The organism is Micrococcus sp. GPGPB33, from assembly GCF_037853785.1.
GTDB lineage: Bacteria > Actinomycetota > Actinomycetes > Actinomycetales > Micrococcaceae > Micrococcus > Micrococcus luteus.
The window spans coordinates 465,402-480,925 of sequence record NZ_JAQMWO010000002.1; the positions used below are offsets into that span (position 1 = coordinate 465,402).

Here is a 15,524-nt window from a genome sequence, read left to right on the forward strand (position 1 = left end):
TCTCCCACGACGAGACGGATTAGCGCACGTCAGCGTGACGTTTTCCCGTGGCGTCGGGGTCAGCGGAACCGGGCCCCCCGGTGGTCCTCCGGCAGCAGCGGTCCCCCGCCGGCCACGTTCTCGCGCAGGGTCCGCCCCGCCTCGGGCTCACGCAGCAGGCCGCGCCGCCGCAGCTCGGGGCTCACGAGCCGGGCGAACCGCTCGAGGTCCGTCGGGCGCACGGCCGCCGAGATGTTGAAGCCGTCCACGCCCGTCTCGCGGTGCCAGCGCTCGAGCTCATCGGCCACGGTGGCCGGGGACCCCACGATCACCGGCCCCCGCCCGCCCACGCTCACGAACTCCGCCACCTCGCGCACCGTCCAGCGACGGTCCGGCGACTGGGTGGTGAACGCGGCCAGCGCCGTCCGCGAGGCCTCGCTCTCCACGTGCTCCAGCTCGGCGTCCGGGTCCAGGCCGGACAGGTCCACCCCCGTCCAGCCGCCGAACAGCGCGAGCGCGGACTCCACGTCCACGTGTTCGTGGTACTCGGCCAGCCGCGCCTGCGCCTCCTCGTCCGTGTCCGCGACGACGACGGTCACCATCGCCAGCACGCGGATCGCGTCCTCGGGGCGGCCGGCCTCCCGCAGGCCCTCGCGGGTCTGCTCGACGAACCGCCGCACGTGCGCCGTCGTCGGGCCGATGTAGAAGACCGCCTCCGCGTGCTCGAGCGCGAACCGTCGCCCCCGCGAGGACGCGCCGGCCTGGAACAGGAACGGGGTGCCCTGCGGCCCGGGGTGCGCGAGCGCGACGCCGGGCAGGCGCACGTGCGGGCCCTCCACGCCGATCGGGTGCACCTTCGCCGGGTCCGCGAACACCCCGGACTCGCGGTCCGCCACGACGGCGTCCCGCTCCACGGACCCCTCGAACTGGCGGTACATGGCGTCGAGGTAGGCGTCGGCGCGGTCGTAGCGCTCGTCGTGGCCCGGCTGCCGGTCCAGGCCGAGGTTGCGTGCGGCCGAGTCCTGGTAGCCGGTCACCACGTTCCATGCGATGCGCCCCTCCGTGAAGTGGTCCAGCGAGGTCAGCGTGCGCGCCAGCAGGTAGGGCTGCTCGTAGGTGACGGACGCGGTGACGCCGAAGCCCACCCGCTCGGTGACGGCGGCCATCGCCGAGACCACCGTGAACGGGTCCAGCAGCGGCCACTGCACGCCGCCGCGCACCGTGGCGTCCACGCCGCTGCCGTGCACGTCGTACAGCCCGAGGATGTCCGCGAGGAACACGGCGGTGAACCCGCCCTCCTCCACGGTGCGGGCCAGGTCCGTCCAGAAGGACAGCCGGTCGAACTCGTGGGCGCGGGACTCGGGGTGCCGCCACAGCCCGGGCGACTGGTGCACGGGCGTCACCATGTCGAACGCGCTGAGGATGAACGGGGCGGGGGTCGCGGTCATCGGGTCTCCAGGGTCACGGGGGCACGGTCGGGGCGGGCGGTCACCGCGGCGGCACCGGGGGCGGCATCGACGGCCGGCCCGTCCGCCTGTGCGGCCAGGATGGCGGCGTCGTCGGCCACGAGGTCCGTCTCGGGGCGGGCCACGGGGTCACGGGCGAAGCGCGAGGCGATCAGCGAGAGCGTGGCCAGCAGCGTCAGGTACGCGGCGATCAGCCACGGCGTGTGGCCGCCGACCTCGTACAGCAGCGCCGCGATGAACGGGGCGAACCCGCCGCCCACCACCGTGCCGAGCTGATAGCCCAGGTTCACGCCCGAGTACCGCACGCGCACCGGGAACTGCTCGGCGAACCACGCGGCCTGCGGACCGTAGACGCTGTCGTGGGCCACGTTGATCACCAGCACCACGACGAGCGGCAGCACCGCCAGCGCGCCGGCATCCACGACGGCGAACAGCACCCAGCCCGCCACCGCCGTGAGCGCGTACCCGACCCGGGACACCCGGGCACGGCCCACCCGGTCCGAGACCGCGCCCCAGAAGGGGGTGCTCACCAGCCCGATGGCCGAGGCGACCATGATGGCGGAGACGAGGACGCCGTCGTCGGCGCCGCGGAGCACGAGGTAGCTGACCAGGTACGCGGTGACGAGGTAGTAGAGGCCGTTCTGGCCGAGACGCAGGCCGGCGGTCACGAGCACGGGGCGGGCGTGATGGCGCAGCAGCTCGACGACGGGCGCGCGGCTGACGGTCCCGGCGTCCCGGTGCACGCGGAACTCGGCCGAGTCCTCGACGCCGAGGCGGATGGCCAGGCCCACCACCACGAGCAGACCCGAGGCGAGGAACGGCAGGCGCCAGCCGAACGCGGCGAACTGCTCGTCGGTGGTGGCCAGCTTGACCAGGGAGAACGCGCCGGTGGCCAGGAGCATGCCGGCCGAGGAGCCGACCTGCGTGAACGAGCCGAACAGGCCGCGCCGGTCCGCGGGGGCGTGCTCCACGGACATCAGGGCGGCGCCGCCCCACTCCATGCCGGCGGAGAGGCCCTGCAGGCAGCGCAGCAGCACGAGCCCGGCCACCGCCCACCAGCCCGCCTGGGCGAACGTGGGCAGGACGCCGATGAGCATCGAGGCGCCGCCCATCAGCAGCAGCGAGATGACCAGCAGGGCCTTGCGGCCCACGCGGTCCCCGAAGTGGCCGGCCACGATCCCGCCCAGCGGGCGCAGCACGACGCCGACGGCGAGCGTGGCGAACGAGGCGAGGGTCGCCCCGAACGCGGTCTGGCCGGGGAAGAACTGCACGTTGAACACGAGCGCGGCGGCCAGGCCGTAGAGGTAGAAGTCGTACCACTCGATGGTGGTGCCGATGAACGAGCCGAGCACGGCCCGGCGACGGTGGGTGCGCAGGGTGCTCATCGGGCGGCCTCCCCGGAGGCGGGGGCGTCGGCGCCGAGGGGCGCGGAGGCGGCCGGGGCGTCGCCGATCGCGTTGAGGCCCTCGGGCACGGTGCCGTTGATCCAGAAGTCGCCGATCGCCCGGGCGCGGAACGCGATGGGATTGTGCGTGGCCACCGTCTGCGCGTTGCGCCAGTGCCGGTCCAGGCCCTTGGCGGTGCTCGTGGCGGAGGCCCCACCGGTGAGGAACAGCTCCTGGGCGGCGCCGAGGGCCAGCTCCGGGACGGTCACCTGGGCGTGCTCCACCGCCAGCTCGGCCCACGTGAAGGAGGCGGGCACCTCCTCGGGGGCGCCGGAGCCGGTGCGGCCGGCCTCGTGGTCCGCGAGCGCCGCATCCAGGGCGTCCGCCGCCGAGAGCACCGCGGCCTCGGCCGTGAACGCCTTGGCCGCGATCCGCCCGACGGCCTCCTGGATCAGCGGGTCCTCCCGGAACGGCAGGCCCAGGCCCGTGTTGAAGGTGCGCACGCGGACGGCCACGGCGTCGGCGGCGTCCCGACGGGCCGCCCGGGCGATCCCGGCGAGGACGGCGAGCAGGATGAGCTGGAACCACGCCGCCTCGTAGACCGCCTCGGCGCTGCCGGGTGCCCGGTCGAGCACGTCCTGCGGCGGCACGGCGACGCCGTCGAACACCGCGGTGCCGGTGCCGGTCAGGCGCTGGCCGAAGCCGTCCCAGTCGTCGTCCAGACGCACACCCGGGGCCTCCACCGGCACGACGGCGAAGCGCCGGCCCGGGGCCGGTCGCCCGTCCGCGTCGGTCTGGGCGGCGGAGACGCGCGTGTGCGAGGAGAAGATCGAGCCGGTCGCGTAGAACTTGGTGCCAGTCAGGGTCCACGGGCCGTCGCCCGCGGGTGCCGGGGTGAGGACCGTGTTGAGCGTGCCCAGCGCGTTGCCGCCCTTCTCGGTGGATGCGTTGCCGACCGTGGCGCCGGCCAGGATCCGGGCATGCCAGCGCTCGCGGACGGCCTCGGGCTGGAAGCGGAGGGAGTCGAGGAATCCCAGGTGCGAGCGGTAGAGGTGCGCGACGTTCGCGTCCGCCTCCGCCAGGTCGATCAGCAGGGCCACGGCGGTCCGCACGTCCACACCGGGCCCACCGGCCTCCGCGGGGACCCGCAGCGTGGCGAAGCCGGCCTCGTTGAGGGCACGGACCTCCTCGAACGGGAGGATCCGGCGGCGGTCGCGCTCGCGGGAGCCTTCGGCGATCCGCGCGAACACCGGGGCGAAGTGGCGGCGCAGGCCGGCCAGGTCGCGGGGCAGGTCTGCGGGGCGCTCGAGCGGCGGGACGGCGCCGAGCGGGACGGGCGTGGCGGCGGGCGGCGCGGACGCGTCCGTCGGGTCGGTGAGCGGCATGTCGATCTCCTCGGTCCGGAGGCGGGCGGCCCGCCGGGCGCGGTGCCGCGGGTCGTGGGGGTCGCTGGGTCGTATGGAGGCCCACGCTAGGAACGGTTCCGGGGCGGTGTGCCGGCGGCCGTCACATTCGGCGGGCCGGTCGCGGGGAGGGCTCCGGCCGGGGCCGGGGTGACGCGGCGCGGCCCTAGGCTGAGCCCGTGCGTCTCGTCCTGCTCGTCCTGCTCTCGCTGCTGAGTCAGCAGCTCGGCGCGTCCGTGGCGGGCCTGCTGTTCGACGACGTCGGCGCGTCCGCCATGGTCGCCCTGCGCGTGGTGTTCTCCGCGGCCGTGCTGCTGCTCGTCACCCGGCCGAGCCGCGCCGCCCTCGCCGGCCTGGGTCCCCGGGGGTGGGCCGCCGTCGTCGGGCTGGGTGCGGCCATGACCGGCATGAACCTGGCCATCTACGAGGCGTTCGCGCGGATCCCGCAGGGCGTGGCCGTGACGTTCGAGGTGCTCGGGCCGCTGGCGCTGTCCGTGGCGGCGCGGCCGTCATGGCGGTCGGCGGCGTGGGCGGCCCTCGCGCTCGTCGGGATCGGGGTGCTCGGCCGGGAGGGGTTCAGCGCGGACGGCGGGATCGGCGGCGCGGGGCTGGACCCGGTGGGGGTGGCGCTCGCGCTGGCCGCGGCGGCGTGCTGGGCGGCGTACATCCTGCTCTCCCGGCGTGCGGGGACCCATCTGCCGGGGGTGCAGGGGCTGGCCCTGGCGACGGCGGCCGGGTCCCTCGTGGCGCTGCCGGTCGGCGTCGCGACGGCGGGTACGGCCCTGCTCTCTCCCGTGGTGCTGGGCGTGGGACTGGCCGTGGCGCTGCTGTCCACGGCGGTGCCGTACGGGATCGACCTGCAGGTGCTGCGCCACATGCCGACCGCACTGTTCTCCCTGCTGACGTGCCTCTCGCCGATCGCGGCGGCGCTGACCGCGTGGGCCGTGCGCGGGCAGGAGCTCACCCCGCTGGACCTGGCGGGGATGCTGCTGGTGATCGCGGCGTGCGCGGCCGCCGTCTGGACGGGCCGGTCACCCGGTGTGGCGGGCGGGGGCCGAAGTTAGCCTGGGTCGATGACCCACCCGCCCCATCCCGTCCCCGCCGACGTCCCCGCCGCCGAGCGCGCCGCCCTGCGCCGTGGCCGGCTGCGTCCGTGGCTGCCGTTCCTGCTCGCGGCCGCGCTGTGCCTGGCGCTGCTGGGGTGGGCCCTCGTCGCCCTGCCGGGCCTGCCGGAGCGCGTGCCCACGCACTGGGGCGTCGACGGGCGACCGGATGCGTGGGAGGACGCCTCGTTCGGCACGGTGGCGACGGGGCCGCTGATCGGCCTCGGCATGACGGGGTTCCTGGCCCTGGTCTCCGCGATGGTCACTGCCCTGGTTCCCATGGATCCGGGGCTGTCCCCGTGGCGGCGCGTGCGCCAGCCGGGGGTGCACCGCGGGGTCCAGGCGTGCCTCGGGTGGTCGTGCGTGCTCATCGTGCTGGTGCTGGCCCCGACGACGGCCGAGGTGCTCGCCGCCGGGGCGTGGACGATGGCCTGGTGGCTCCTGCCCCTCACGCTGACCGTGCTCATGGTGGGCATCTTCCCGGCGATGCGGGCCGGCACCCGGCGGTGGACGCGCTGGGCGGACCGCGTCGCCGCGGACCTCGGGCACCGGCCCACGGCCGCGGAGCTCGCCGAGGACGAGGTGTGGACGCCCCTGGGGCTCAAGCGCGACCCCGAGGACCCGGCCGTCTTCCCCGCCAAACGCCCCGGCTACGGCGTGGGTGTGACGGTCAACCTCGCCACCCCGGCGGGCCGGTGGCTGGTGCGCGGATTCGTGGCGGTGTTCATCGTCGGCCTGCCGCTGGCGCTCTGGCTCGGCGCGTTCGCCGCGCGGTGAGGCGGACCGTGTCCGACGACGTCGCCGTCCGCCTGCTCCTGATCGCCGACACCCACATCCCGCGGCGTGCCCGCGCCCTGCCCGCGCAGGTGTGGGCCGGGGTGGCGCGGGCCGACGTCGTGCTCCACGCCGGCGACTGGGTGGCCGAGGACGTGCTCGACGACCTCGACGCGAGGGCCGCCCGGCTGGTGGGCGTGTGGGGCAACAACGACGGGCCTGGGCTGCGGGCGCGGCTGCCCGAGGTGGCGCGCGTGGAGATCGGCGGGGTGCGGATCGCGATGGTCCACGAGACGGGCCCGGCGGCCGGCCGCGAGCGCCGCATGGCCGCGGCGTTCCCGGACGCGGACGTGCTGGTCTTCGGGCACAGCCACATCCCGTGGGACACCGTGGCCGGTCCGGACACCGCGAACCCGGGGCTGCGGCTGCTCAACCCCGGCTCCTGCACGGACCGGAGGCGGCAGCCGGTGTGCACCCTGATGCGCGCGGTGGTGCGGGGCGGGCGGCTCGAGGACGTGGAGCTGGTGTCCGTGGACCGCACGCCGTGACCGACGGGCCGGCCGCTCCCCCTGCAACGCTGGTTGAGTTATCACGGGTCCAGGCGGCTCGCGCCCGTGATAACTCAACCCGCGTCGCGCCGGTGCCACCATGACCGGCGGGCCGGCCGCTCCTGCACAGCCACCACGACGACGGCGGCCCTCCCCAGGGCGCGTCGGTCCGGTCCGTCGCAGGGCCCGGGGGCGGCAGGCTCACCCCATGACCGCGCGCACGCCCCTGCCGTCCACCCTCGCCGCGGGCGCCTTCACGACGGCCGAGCTGCACGCCGCCGGCCTGCCGTGGCGCCGCACCCTCGCGGCAGACCTCGCCCGGATCTGCCGCGGCGTGCACACCGCGGGCATCCCCGACCCGTGCGCCCCGGACGGCGCGGCCGCGCTGGTCCGCCTCACGGGCGGGGTGGTCTCCCACGTCTCTGCCGCCCTCTGGCACGGACTGCCGCTGCCGCCCCGCCTCGCGCGGCCCGCCGGACTGCACCTGACCTTCGACCGCTCCGCGCGCACGCACCGGACCGACCTGGACGGCGTCGTCAGCCACCGGGTGCGGCTGCCCTCCGACCACGTGCTCGAGCTTCCCGACGGCCAGCGCGTCACGACGGCGGCGCGCACCTGGTTCGACCTCGCCGGGATGCTCCGCCCCCACGAGGTGGACTGGCTCATCGCGGACGGCGACCACCTGGTGCGTCCGCCGTGGACGCCGACGGGCCGGGCGGACCCCGTGGCCACCGTGTCCGAGCTGTCGGAGGTGCTCGCCCGCTGCCGTGGCCGGCCGGGTGTCCGTCTCGCACGTGCCGCGCTGGCGGAGGTGCGCGTCGGGGCCGACTCCCCGCCCGAGACCTTCCTCCGGCTCGCGCTGATCCGGGCCGGGCTGCCGGAGCCGGAGCTGCAGGTCGCCGTCGACCCGGCCGACCCGGCCTCGCCCGTCGTGGACCTCGGGTACCGGGGGCGCGCCTGGCCCTCCAGTACGACGGCGCCGGCCACCGCACGGCTCAGCAGCAGGCGAGGGACGCCCGTCGGGACGCGTACTGCCTCGAACGGGAATGGACGACCCTGCGCTGCACCTGGGAGGACCAGCGCGCTGGGTTCGGGCGGATCGTAGGGCTGGTCCGGCGTCGGCTCGCCCGCACGCGCTGATCCGCCCCCGCCCGTCCCGACGCGGGTTGAGTTGTCACGGGTCCAGACCAACGCGGGTTGAGTTGTCACGGGTCCAGGCCCGCGTAACCGGTGATAACTCAACCCGCGTTGCACGCCACCGGCCGGCCCCGCGTGACGCTCTGCGACGCGCCCACCCTGCACTCGGCGCGCCTCGCCCGGGACAATGGGTCGGACTGTCCCGAAGCCTCCATCGAAAGGACCCCCGTGGCTGACCACGAGTTCGGCTTCCGCACCCAGGCGTTGCACGCGGGCGCCGTCCCGGACGCCGTCCACGGCTCCCGTGCGGTGCCGATCCACCAGACCAGCTCCTTCGTGTTCGAGTCCGCCGAGGACGCCGCCAACCTCTTCGCGTTGCAGAAGTACGGCAACATCTACTCGCGGATCGGCAACCCCACGGTCGCGGCGTTCGAGGAGCGCATCGCCACGCTCGAGGGCGGCATCGGCGCCGTCGCGACGGCGTCCGGCATGGCCGCCGAGTTCATCACCTTCGCGGCCCTCGCCGGGGCCGGGGACCACATCGTGGCCTCCTCGAAGCTGTACGGCGGCACGATCACCCAGCTCGACGTCTCCCTGCGCCGCTTCGGCGTGGAGACCACCTTCGTGGACTCCACCGAGGCCGCGGACTTCGAGGCCGCGATCCAGGACAACACCAAGGCCGTGTACACGGAGATCGTCGCCAACCCCTCCGGCGACGTCGTGGACCTGCCGGGTCTGGCCGACGTCGCCCACCGGCACGGCATCCCGCTCGTGGTGGACGCCACGCTCACCCCGCCCTACCTGATCCGGCCGATCGAGCACGGTGCGGACATCGTGATCCACTCGGCCACCAAGTTCCTGGGCGGGCACGGCACCACTCTGGGCGGCGTCGTGGTGGAGTCCGGCCGCTTCCCGTGGGACAACGGCAAGTTCCCGTCCATGACCGAGCCCGTGCCCTCGTACGGCGGCGTGTCCTGGTGGGGCAACTTCGGCGAGTACGGGTTCCTCACCAAGCTGCGTTCCGAGCAGCTGCGTGACTTCGGCCCGTCCTTGGCCCCGCAGTCGGCGTTCCAGCTGATGATCGGCGTCGAGACGCTGGCCCCGCGCATGGATGCCCACCTCGCCAACGCCCGCGCCGTCGCCACCTGGCTGGACGAGGACCCGCGCGTCTCCTGGGTGCGCTACGCCGGCCTGCCCGACCACCCGCACCACGCCCGCGCGCAGCAGCTGCTGCCCCGGGGTGTCGGCTCGGTGTTCAGCTTCGGTGTGGTCGGCGGCCGCGAGACCGGCGCCGCGTTCATCTCCGCCCTGCAGCTGGCCAGCCACCTGGCGAACATCGGCGACGCGAAGACGCTCGTGTTGCACCCGGCCTCCACCACGCACCAGCAGCTCACCGCCGAGCAGCTCGTGGCCGCGGGCATCCCGGCGGACCTGATCCGCATCTCGGTGGGCATCGAGGACCTCGAGGACATCCTCTGGGACCTGGACCAGGCCCTGACCGAGGCCACCGGCCGCACCCGTGACGGCGCCGTCGTCCCCGCAGAGCAGGAGGCCTGAGCCATGAGCACCACCCACCCCGAGCGCACCTGGACCGGCCCCGGCGCCCCCGAGCGCCTGGCGATCCTGCGGCGCACCCGGTCGATCGCGATCGTCGGCGCCTCGGACAAGCCGGCCCGCGCGTCGTACTTCGTGGCCACGTACCTGCTGAGCTCGACCACGTACCACGTCTACTTCGTGAATCCCGTGCTCGCCGCGGCCGGCAAGGAGATCCTCGGCCACCGCGTGTATGCCTCGCTGGACGACCTGCCCGTCATCCCGGACCTCGTGGAGGTGTTCCGCAAGTCCTCCGACGCCCCCGAGGTGGTGGCGGACGCCGCCCGCGTGGGCGCCCGGACCGTGTGGCTGCAGCTGGGCATCTGGAACGAGGACGCCGCGCGTCAGGCCGGGGCCGCGGGCCTGGAGATCGTGATGGACCGCTGTGTGAAGATCGAGCACGCCCGCTTCCATGGCGGGCTCAACCTCGCCGGCTTCGTCACCGGCGTGATCAGCTCGCGGCGCCAGGAACTGGACCGCTAGGCGGACGACGCCCCGTGTCGGGCGTCGTCCGGCCCGCGTTGCGCACCCGCCGTCGATGGCGTGGGATGGTCCCATGACCTCCGAGCTCCCCTCCTCGTCCCTCTCCTCCGCCTGGACCGGCCGCACCGACGGCGACGCCCCCGAGCACCTACGCTGGCACCAGGTCGTCCGCCCCGCCGACGGCCGCGGCGAGCCCACGACGCCGCAGCGCCACCCCGGTGCCGGTGCTCCGACGTCGGGCGCGCGGTCCACGGCGCTCATCGGCTTCGCCTCGGACGAGGGCGTGCGCCGGAACCACGGCCGCGTGGGCGCCGAGGACGGCCCGGAGGCGCTGCGCGGCGCGCTCGCCTCGCTCGCGTATCTCGAGGGCACGGGCGCGCTCGTGGACGCGGGCGACGTGTCCGTGGACCGCGGAGACGACGACGCCCCGGGCGAGCTCGAGGCGGGCCAGGCCGAGCTGGGCACGGTGGTCAGCGGGCTGCTGAACGCCCACGACCTGGCCGTGGTGCTCGGCGGCGGACACGAGACCGCCTACGCATCGATCACGGGCCTGACCGGCTCCACGCGCGTGGGCGCGGGCACCCGCGTGGGCATCCTCAACCTGGACGCGCACTTCGACCTGCGCGAGGCGCCGCGGCCCAGCTCCGGCACCCCGTTCCTGCAGGCGCTGCGGGACGCCGAGGGGGCGGAGCATCAGCTCTCCTACGCGGTGGTGGGCATCAGCGAGGCAAACAACACCCGGGCCCTGTTCGACACCGCGCGCGAACGCGGGGTCACGTGGGTGACCGACGAGCAGGCCCAGACCGCCGACGTCACCGGCGTGCGCCGCTGGGTGCGCTCGTTCATCAACGCCGTGGACGTGCTCTACCTGACGATCGACCTGGATGTGCTGCCGGCCGCCGTCGCCCCGGGGGTGAGCGCACCGGCCGGCTTCGGCGTGCCGTACGAGGTGATCCACGCGTGCGCGCTGGAGGCCACCCAGTCCGGGAAGCTGGCCCTGGCCGACGTCGTGGAGCTCAACCCCGCCCTGGACGTGGACGGCCGCACGGCGAAGGCCGCGGCCCGGCTGATCCACACGATCGTCAGCCGTCACCGGACGGACGCGTCGCTGCTGGCCTGAGGCGGGCGGGGGTCCGTTCAGGCGCGGGGGCCGCGCGCGTCAGTGCCCCGCTGCCCACGGGGCTGGGGGCTCGGCGCTGCCGTGGGCCGCGCGTCGGGCGGCGTAGTCCAGCGCCGAGCGTGCCAGGAAGTCGTGCAGGGCCAGCACCCCGGCCCGGGCTCCTGCCGCGTCCCTCCGGGTCACCGCCTCCAGCGCCGGGACGTAGAACGCCCGGCCGCGTTCGACCTCGTCGGGCAGGCCCTTCGTGGTGGCGAGCCAGAACCGCCGGGAGAGCCCCTGGAGCGGGACCAGGGAGTCGGCGAGATAGCGGTTGTTCGCGATCGTGCGCAGGAGTTCGTGCGAGCGCCCGACGGCGGCGACGTACGCCGGCAGGTCCTCCACCGTGCGCAGGTGCCGCACGTGGGCCGCGACGGCGGCCAGCTGCTCCTCGTCCGCCCGCGCGCAGGCCAGTCCCACGGCCAGGGCCTCGAGCGACCGCCGCACCTCCAGCCTCTCCAGCTGGTCGTCCACGGAGATCGGGGGCACCTGCAGTCCCCGTCCCCCACCGGCCAGGAGCCAGTGGTCTCGGATGAGGCGCTGCACGGCCTCGCGCAGGGGTGTGCGCCCCGTCTCGGCGGCGTCGATGAGGTCCGCCTCGCTGAGGATGGCGCCCGGTGGCAGCTCCCCGGTCTCGATCTTCTGCGTCAGGCGGGCGTAGGCCTCCTCCGACTTGTTCATGGGCCCAGCGTAGGCAGTCATCTGCCCCCAATCCGTTTGATATATCCGGGATATGCGGCGTAGCGTGACCCACATCCTGTTACCGGCGTCACATGGAGGACTCATGAAGTACCGCCCGCAGCACGAGGCCAACCCCCTGCCCTTCTCCCCCTTCAAGAGCTCCACCGTGCCGCGGCCCATCGGCTGGCTGTCCTCCGTGAGCACGGACGGCCGGGAGAACATCGCCCCCTACAGCCAGTGGCAGAACCTCACCTTCGACCCGCCCATGGTGATGTTCTCCGCGAACCAGTACCCGGACGGACGCCGCAAGGACACCGTCCTCAACGCGGAGCAGACCGGCTGGTTCGTGTGGAACATGGCCACCTATGACCTGCGCGAGGCCGTCAACGTCTCCGCCATGGCCCTGGAGCCGGGCGAGAGCGAGTGGGACCGCATCGCCGAGCACGGCGTCACCAAGGTCTACGCGGACAACCACCCCATCCCGATGGTCGCCGAGTCCCCCGTGCGCTTCGAGTGCCGCTACCACTCGACGCACCGCATCAAGGGCGACTCGAACGTCGGCACCATCGACGTGGTCTTCGCCCACGTGGACACCATCCACATCGACGACGACGTCATCACCGCCGACGGCCGCCTCGACATCCCGCGCATCCAGCCGATCGCCCGCCTGGGCTACTTCGACTACACCGTGGTGCGGGAGACCTTCGAGATGCGGGTGCCCGGCGCCGACGGCGATGCCCAGGCCGGCCTCGAGGGACGGGCATGAGCACCGCGGCCACCGGCGCGGCCCGGCCCGCTCCCGTGCCCGGGGCCTGCCCCCGGAGCCTGAAGGACATGCTGGCCGTGAACTTCGGCAACGCGCTGGAGTGGTACGACTGGAACGTCTACACGATCTTCGCCCCGGTCTTCGCGGCGCAGATCTTCCACGCGGACAACCCCACCTCCGAGCTGCTCGCCACCCTGGCCGTCTTCGCGGTGGGCTTCGTCGCCCGCCCCATCGGCGGCTACGTGTTCGGCGCCTACGCGGACCGGGTGGGCCGCAAGCGCAGCCTCTTCGCGGCGATGATGATCACCGCGCTCGGCAGCCTGATCATCGCCTTCACCCCCACCTACGGCACGGTGGGCGTCCTCGCCTCGGTGATCCTCGTCGTCGCCCGCCTGCTGCAGGGCCTGGCGCACGGCGGCGAGATGGGCACCTCCGTGACCTACCTCGTGGAGCGGGCGCCGCAGGGCCGGCGCGGGCTGTTCGGGGCGACGTCGTGGGTGTCCGTGGTGGTGGGCACGATCCTGGCGACGCTCGTGGGCCTGGCCATCAACACGCTGCTCTCCCACGAGCAGGTGGCGTCCTGGGGCTGGCGCGTGGCGTTCGGCATCGGCGGCGTCCTCGGCCTCTACGCGCTGTATCTGCGACGGAGCCTGACGGAGTCGGAGCACTTCACGGCGGCGCAGCAGGTGGTGCCCACCGCCGACGACGCCCCGCGCCGGGAGCCGGGCGCGGTGTGGCGCGGCCTGCTGACGATCTTCCTGGTCTCCGCGGGCGGCTCCCTGATGTTCTACACGTGGCTGATCTACCTGCCCACGCACGCGCAGGTGGCCCATCAGATGGACAAGTCCACCACCCTCTCGGCCTCGCTCCTGGCCCAGGTGATCTTCCTGGCCGCCATCCTCGGGGCGGGCCTGCTGGGCGACCGGATCGGCCGCCGCCCGCTGGTCATCGCCTTCGGCCTGCTCTTCGTGGTGCTGCCGTTCCCGCTGTTCGGCATGCTGGACGGCACCTTCGCCTCGTTCCTGCTCGTGCAGACCATCGCCCTGCTGGCCGTGGCGCTGCTGTTCGGCGTCAACGGCGCCGTCTGGTCCGAGGTGCTGCCCACGGCGGTGCGCGCCAAGGGCGTGGCCACCATGCTCTCGCTGGCCACCGCGATCTTCGGCGGCACGGCGCCGTACCTGATCACGTGGCTGACGGCGCAGGGGTGGGCCAGCGCGTTCCCGATCTACCTCATGGTGGTCGGCGGCCTCACCGGCCTGACCGGCCTGTTCATGAAGGAGACGAAGGACGTGGACCTGGCGGCCTGAGCCGGGGCGACCGGGCCCGCAGGCCGCCCCCTCCGCACACAGAGTGGTCACGACACGCCGTCTCGTGCAGACGCACGCGGCGTGTCGTGACCACTCTGTGGCCTCTGACCGCTCTGCGGCGTCAGTGCCCCTCGGCCTCGGCGCCCTCGGACTCCTTGGCCAGGTCCTGCGGCTCGGCATCGGCGGACACGCCCGCGAGCGCCTCCGCCACGGCGGCCAGCACGGACCCGTCGCGCAGGGCCTGCTCGGCGGCGGCCAGCTGCGGGGCCATGTACTGGTCCGGGCCGGGGCCGGGGACGCCGGCCTCGCGGATCACGCGGACGGCGGCACCGGTCGCGGCGGAGGGCTGCAGCGGGGCGCGCAGCTCGATCGCGCGGGCGGCGGCCACGAGCTCGACGGCGAGCACGCGGCGGAAGTTCTCCACGGCCGAGCGCAGCTTGCGGGCGGCGTGCCAGCCCATGGAGACGTGGTCCTCCTGCATCGCGGAGGACGGGATCGAGTCCACGGACGCGGGCACGGCCAGACGCTTCATGTCCGAGACGAGCCCGGCCTGCGTGTACTGGGCGATCATCATGCCGGAGTCCACGCCCGGGTCGTCCACGAGGAACGCGGGCAGCCCGTGTGAGCGGGCCGGGTCCAGCATGCGGTCGGTGCGGCGCTCGGACATGCTGGCGACGTCGGCCACCGGGATGGCCAGGAAGTCCAGCACGTACGCCACGGGCGCCCCGTGGAAGTTGCCGTTCGAGCTCACCCGGCCGTCGTCGAGCACCACCGGGTTGTCCACGGTGGCGGCGAGCTCGCGCTCGGCCACGGTGCGCACGTACGCGAGGGTGTCGCGCAGGCCGCCGGCCACCTGCGGGGCGCAGCGCAGCGAGTAGGCGTCCTGCACGCGGGAGTCGCCCTCCTTGTGGCTGGCCACGATCGGCGAGCCCGCCAGGATCTTCAGCATCCGGTCGGCGGAGGTCGCCTGGCCCGGGTGGGGGCGCAGCGGCAGGTGCAGCTCCGGCACGAACACGCGGTCGGTGCCGAGCAGCGCCTCCACGGACATCGCGGCGGTGAGGTCCACGGTGTCGGCGAGCTCCTCGAGGTCGGCCAGCGCCATGATCAGCATGCCGAGCATGCCCTCGGTGCCGTTGACGAGGGCCAGGCCCTCCTTCTCCCGCAGCTCGACCGGCTCGATCCCGGCCTCGGCGAGCGCCTCGCGGGCCGGACGCAGCGCACCGTCCGCCCCGACGACGTCGCCCTCGCCCATCAGCGCCAGGGCCACGTGGGAGAGCGGGGCGAGGTCGCCCGAGCAGCCCAGCGAGCCGAACTCGCGCACGGCGGGGGTGATGCCCGCGTTGAGCATGGCCACGAAGGTCTCGACCACCACGGGGCGCACGCCCGTGCGGCCGGAGGCCAGCGTGGTGGCGCGCAGGAACATCAGCGCGCGGACGACCTCGCGCTCCACCACGGGGCCCATGCCGGCGGCGTGGGAGCGGATCAGGGACTTCTGCAGCTGCGCGCGGGACTCGAGCGGGATGTGCTTGTCCGCGAGCGCGCCGAAGCCGGTGGAGACGCCGTAGGTGGGGGTCTCGGCCTCGGCCAGCGCCTCGACGTGGCGGCGGACCGCGCCGACGGTCTCGAGCACGTCGTCGGCGAGCACCACGCGGGCGTCGTGGCGGGCCACGGCGACGACGTCGTCCAGGGTGGCCCCGGACGTGCCGAGCGTGACGGTGGCGGGAGGGGTGGTCATGGTGATGC

14 protein-coding genes are annotated in these 15,524 nt (G+C 74.3%); 9 read left to right on the forward strand and 5 right to left on the reverse strand.

What is annotated here, in order from left to right:
• Positions 1 to 59: 59 nt before the first annotated feature.
• Genes POD19_RS02200 through POD19_RS02210 form a run of 3 tightly spaced genes read right to left on the reverse strand, consistent with a single transcriptional unit; the run spans position 60 to position 4,215 of the window.
• Positions 60 to 1,427 carry an LLM class flavin-dependent oxidoreductase gene (locus POD19_RS02200; RefSeq protein WP_020621427.1) on the reverse strand — a complete coding sequence of 456 codons (1,368 nt, stop codon included), beginning with the start codon at positions 1,425 to 1,427 and terminating at the stop codon, positions 60 to 62.
• Positions 1,424 to 2,830: an MFS transporter gene (locus POD19_RS02205; protein ID WP_070709836.1), complete on the reverse strand. Its 1,407-nt coding sequence runs from the start codon at positions 2,828 to 2,830 to the stop codon at positions 1,424 to 1,426. The genes POD19_RS02200 and POD19_RS02205 overlap by 4 nt, the downstream gene beginning before the upstream one ends.
• Entirely contained in the window at positions 2,827 to 4,215 is a 1,389-nt protein-coding gene (locus POD19_RS02210; RefSeq protein ID WP_020624946.1) for an acyl-CoA dehydrogenase family protein, read from the reverse strand. Before POD19_RS02210 ends, POD19_RS02205 begins: the two co-directional genes overlap by 4 nt.
• Positions 4,216 to 4,412: 197 nt before the next feature.
• On the opposite strand from POD19_RS02210, the gene POD19_RS02215 reads away from it, so the two are divergent.
• From POD19_RS02215 to hutG, 7 genes are all read left to right on the forward strand, one after another.
• Positions 4,413 to 5,297, forward strand: a complete 885-nt coding sequence (locus POD19_RS02215; RefSeq protein WP_063189894.1) for an EamA family transporter — start codon at positions 4,413 to 4,415, stop codon at positions 5,295 to 5,297.
• Positions 5,298 to 5,306: 9 nt separating this feature from the next.
• Complete coding sequence (locus tag POD19_RS02220; protein ID WP_063189893.1) at positions 5,307 to 6,113, forward strand: DUF1648 domain-containing protein; 807 nt, start codon at positions 5,307 to 5,309, stop codon at positions 6,111 to 6,113.
• Between the two features lie 8 nt (positions 6,114 to 6,121).
• Entirely contained in the window at positions 6,122 to 6,658 is a 537-nt protein-coding gene (locus POD19_RS02225) for a metallophosphoesterase family protein (RefSeq protein ID WP_144818604.1), read from the forward strand.
• A 208-nt stretch (positions 6,659 to 6,866) separates the two neighbouring features.
• Positions 6,867 to 7,763 (forward strand): hypothetical protein, encoded by an 897-nt coding sequence (locus POD19_RS02230; protein WP_340309285.1) that lies wholly within the window; start codon positions 6,867 to 6,869, stop codon positions 7,761 to 7,763.
• A gap of 260 nt (positions 7,764 to 8,023) precedes the next feature.
• Complete coding sequence (locus tag POD19_RS02235) at positions 8,024 to 9,352, forward strand: O-acetylhomoserine aminocarboxypropyltransferase/cysteine synthase family protein (protein WP_020625719.1); 1,329 nt, start codon at positions 8,024 to 8,026, stop codon at positions 9,350 to 9,352.
• Between the two features lie 3 nt (positions 9,353 to 9,355).
• Positions 9,356 to 9,871 carry a CoA-binding protein gene (locus POD19_RS02240; RefSeq protein WP_020625718.1) on the forward strand — a complete coding sequence of 172 codons (516 nt, stop codon included), beginning with the start codon at positions 9,356 to 9,358 and terminating at the stop codon, positions 9,869 to 9,871.
• Positions 9,872 to 9,944: 73 nt separating this feature from the next.
• The gene (gene hutG / locus POD19_RS02245; protein WP_020625717.1) at positions 9,945 to 10,991 is read left to right on the forward strand and encodes a formimidoylglutamase; all 1,047 of its coding nucleotides are present in this window, start codon (positions 9,945 to 9,947) and stop codon (positions 10,989 to 10,991) included.
• Between the two features lie 39 nt (positions 10,992 to 11,030).
• Here hutG and POD19_RS02250 read toward each other — a convergent pair whose 3' ends face one another.
• Positions 11,031 to 11,708 carry a GntR family transcriptional regulator gene (locus POD19_RS02250; RefSeq protein WP_020625716.1) on the reverse strand — a complete coding sequence of 226 codons (678 nt, stop codon included), beginning with the start codon at positions 11,706 to 11,708 and terminating at the stop codon, positions 11,031 to 11,033.
• A 103-nt stretch (positions 11,709 to 11,811) separates the two neighbouring features.
• Between POD19_RS02250 and POD19_RS02255 the strand changes: the two genes are divergently transcribed.
• Both POD19_RS02255 and POD19_RS02260 read left to right on the forward strand, forming a co-directional pair.
• Positions 11,812 to 12,474: a flavin reductase family protein gene (locus POD19_RS02255; protein WP_020624777.1), complete on the forward strand. Its 663-nt coding sequence runs from the start codon at positions 11,812 to 11,814 to the stop codon at positions 12,472 to 12,474.
• Positions 12,471 to 13,781: an MFS transporter gene (locus POD19_RS02260; RefSeq protein ID WP_060973915.1), complete on the forward strand. Its 1,311-nt coding sequence runs from the start codon at positions 12,471 to 12,473 to the stop codon at positions 13,779 to 13,781. The genes POD19_RS02255 and POD19_RS02260 overlap by 4 nt, the downstream gene beginning before the upstream one ends.
• Before the next feature lie 121 nt (positions 13,782 to 13,902).
• Here the strand turns inward: POD19_RS02260 and hutH are convergent, their stop codons facing one another.
• Positions 13,903 to 15,516 carry a histidine ammonia-lyase gene (hutH, locus tag POD19_RS02265; RefSeq protein WP_020624959.1) on the reverse strand — a complete coding sequence of 538 codons (1,614 nt, stop codon included), beginning with the start codon at positions 15,514 to 15,516 and terminating at the stop codon, positions 13,903 to 13,905.
• Positions 15,517 to 15,524 lie beyond the last annotated feature (8 nt).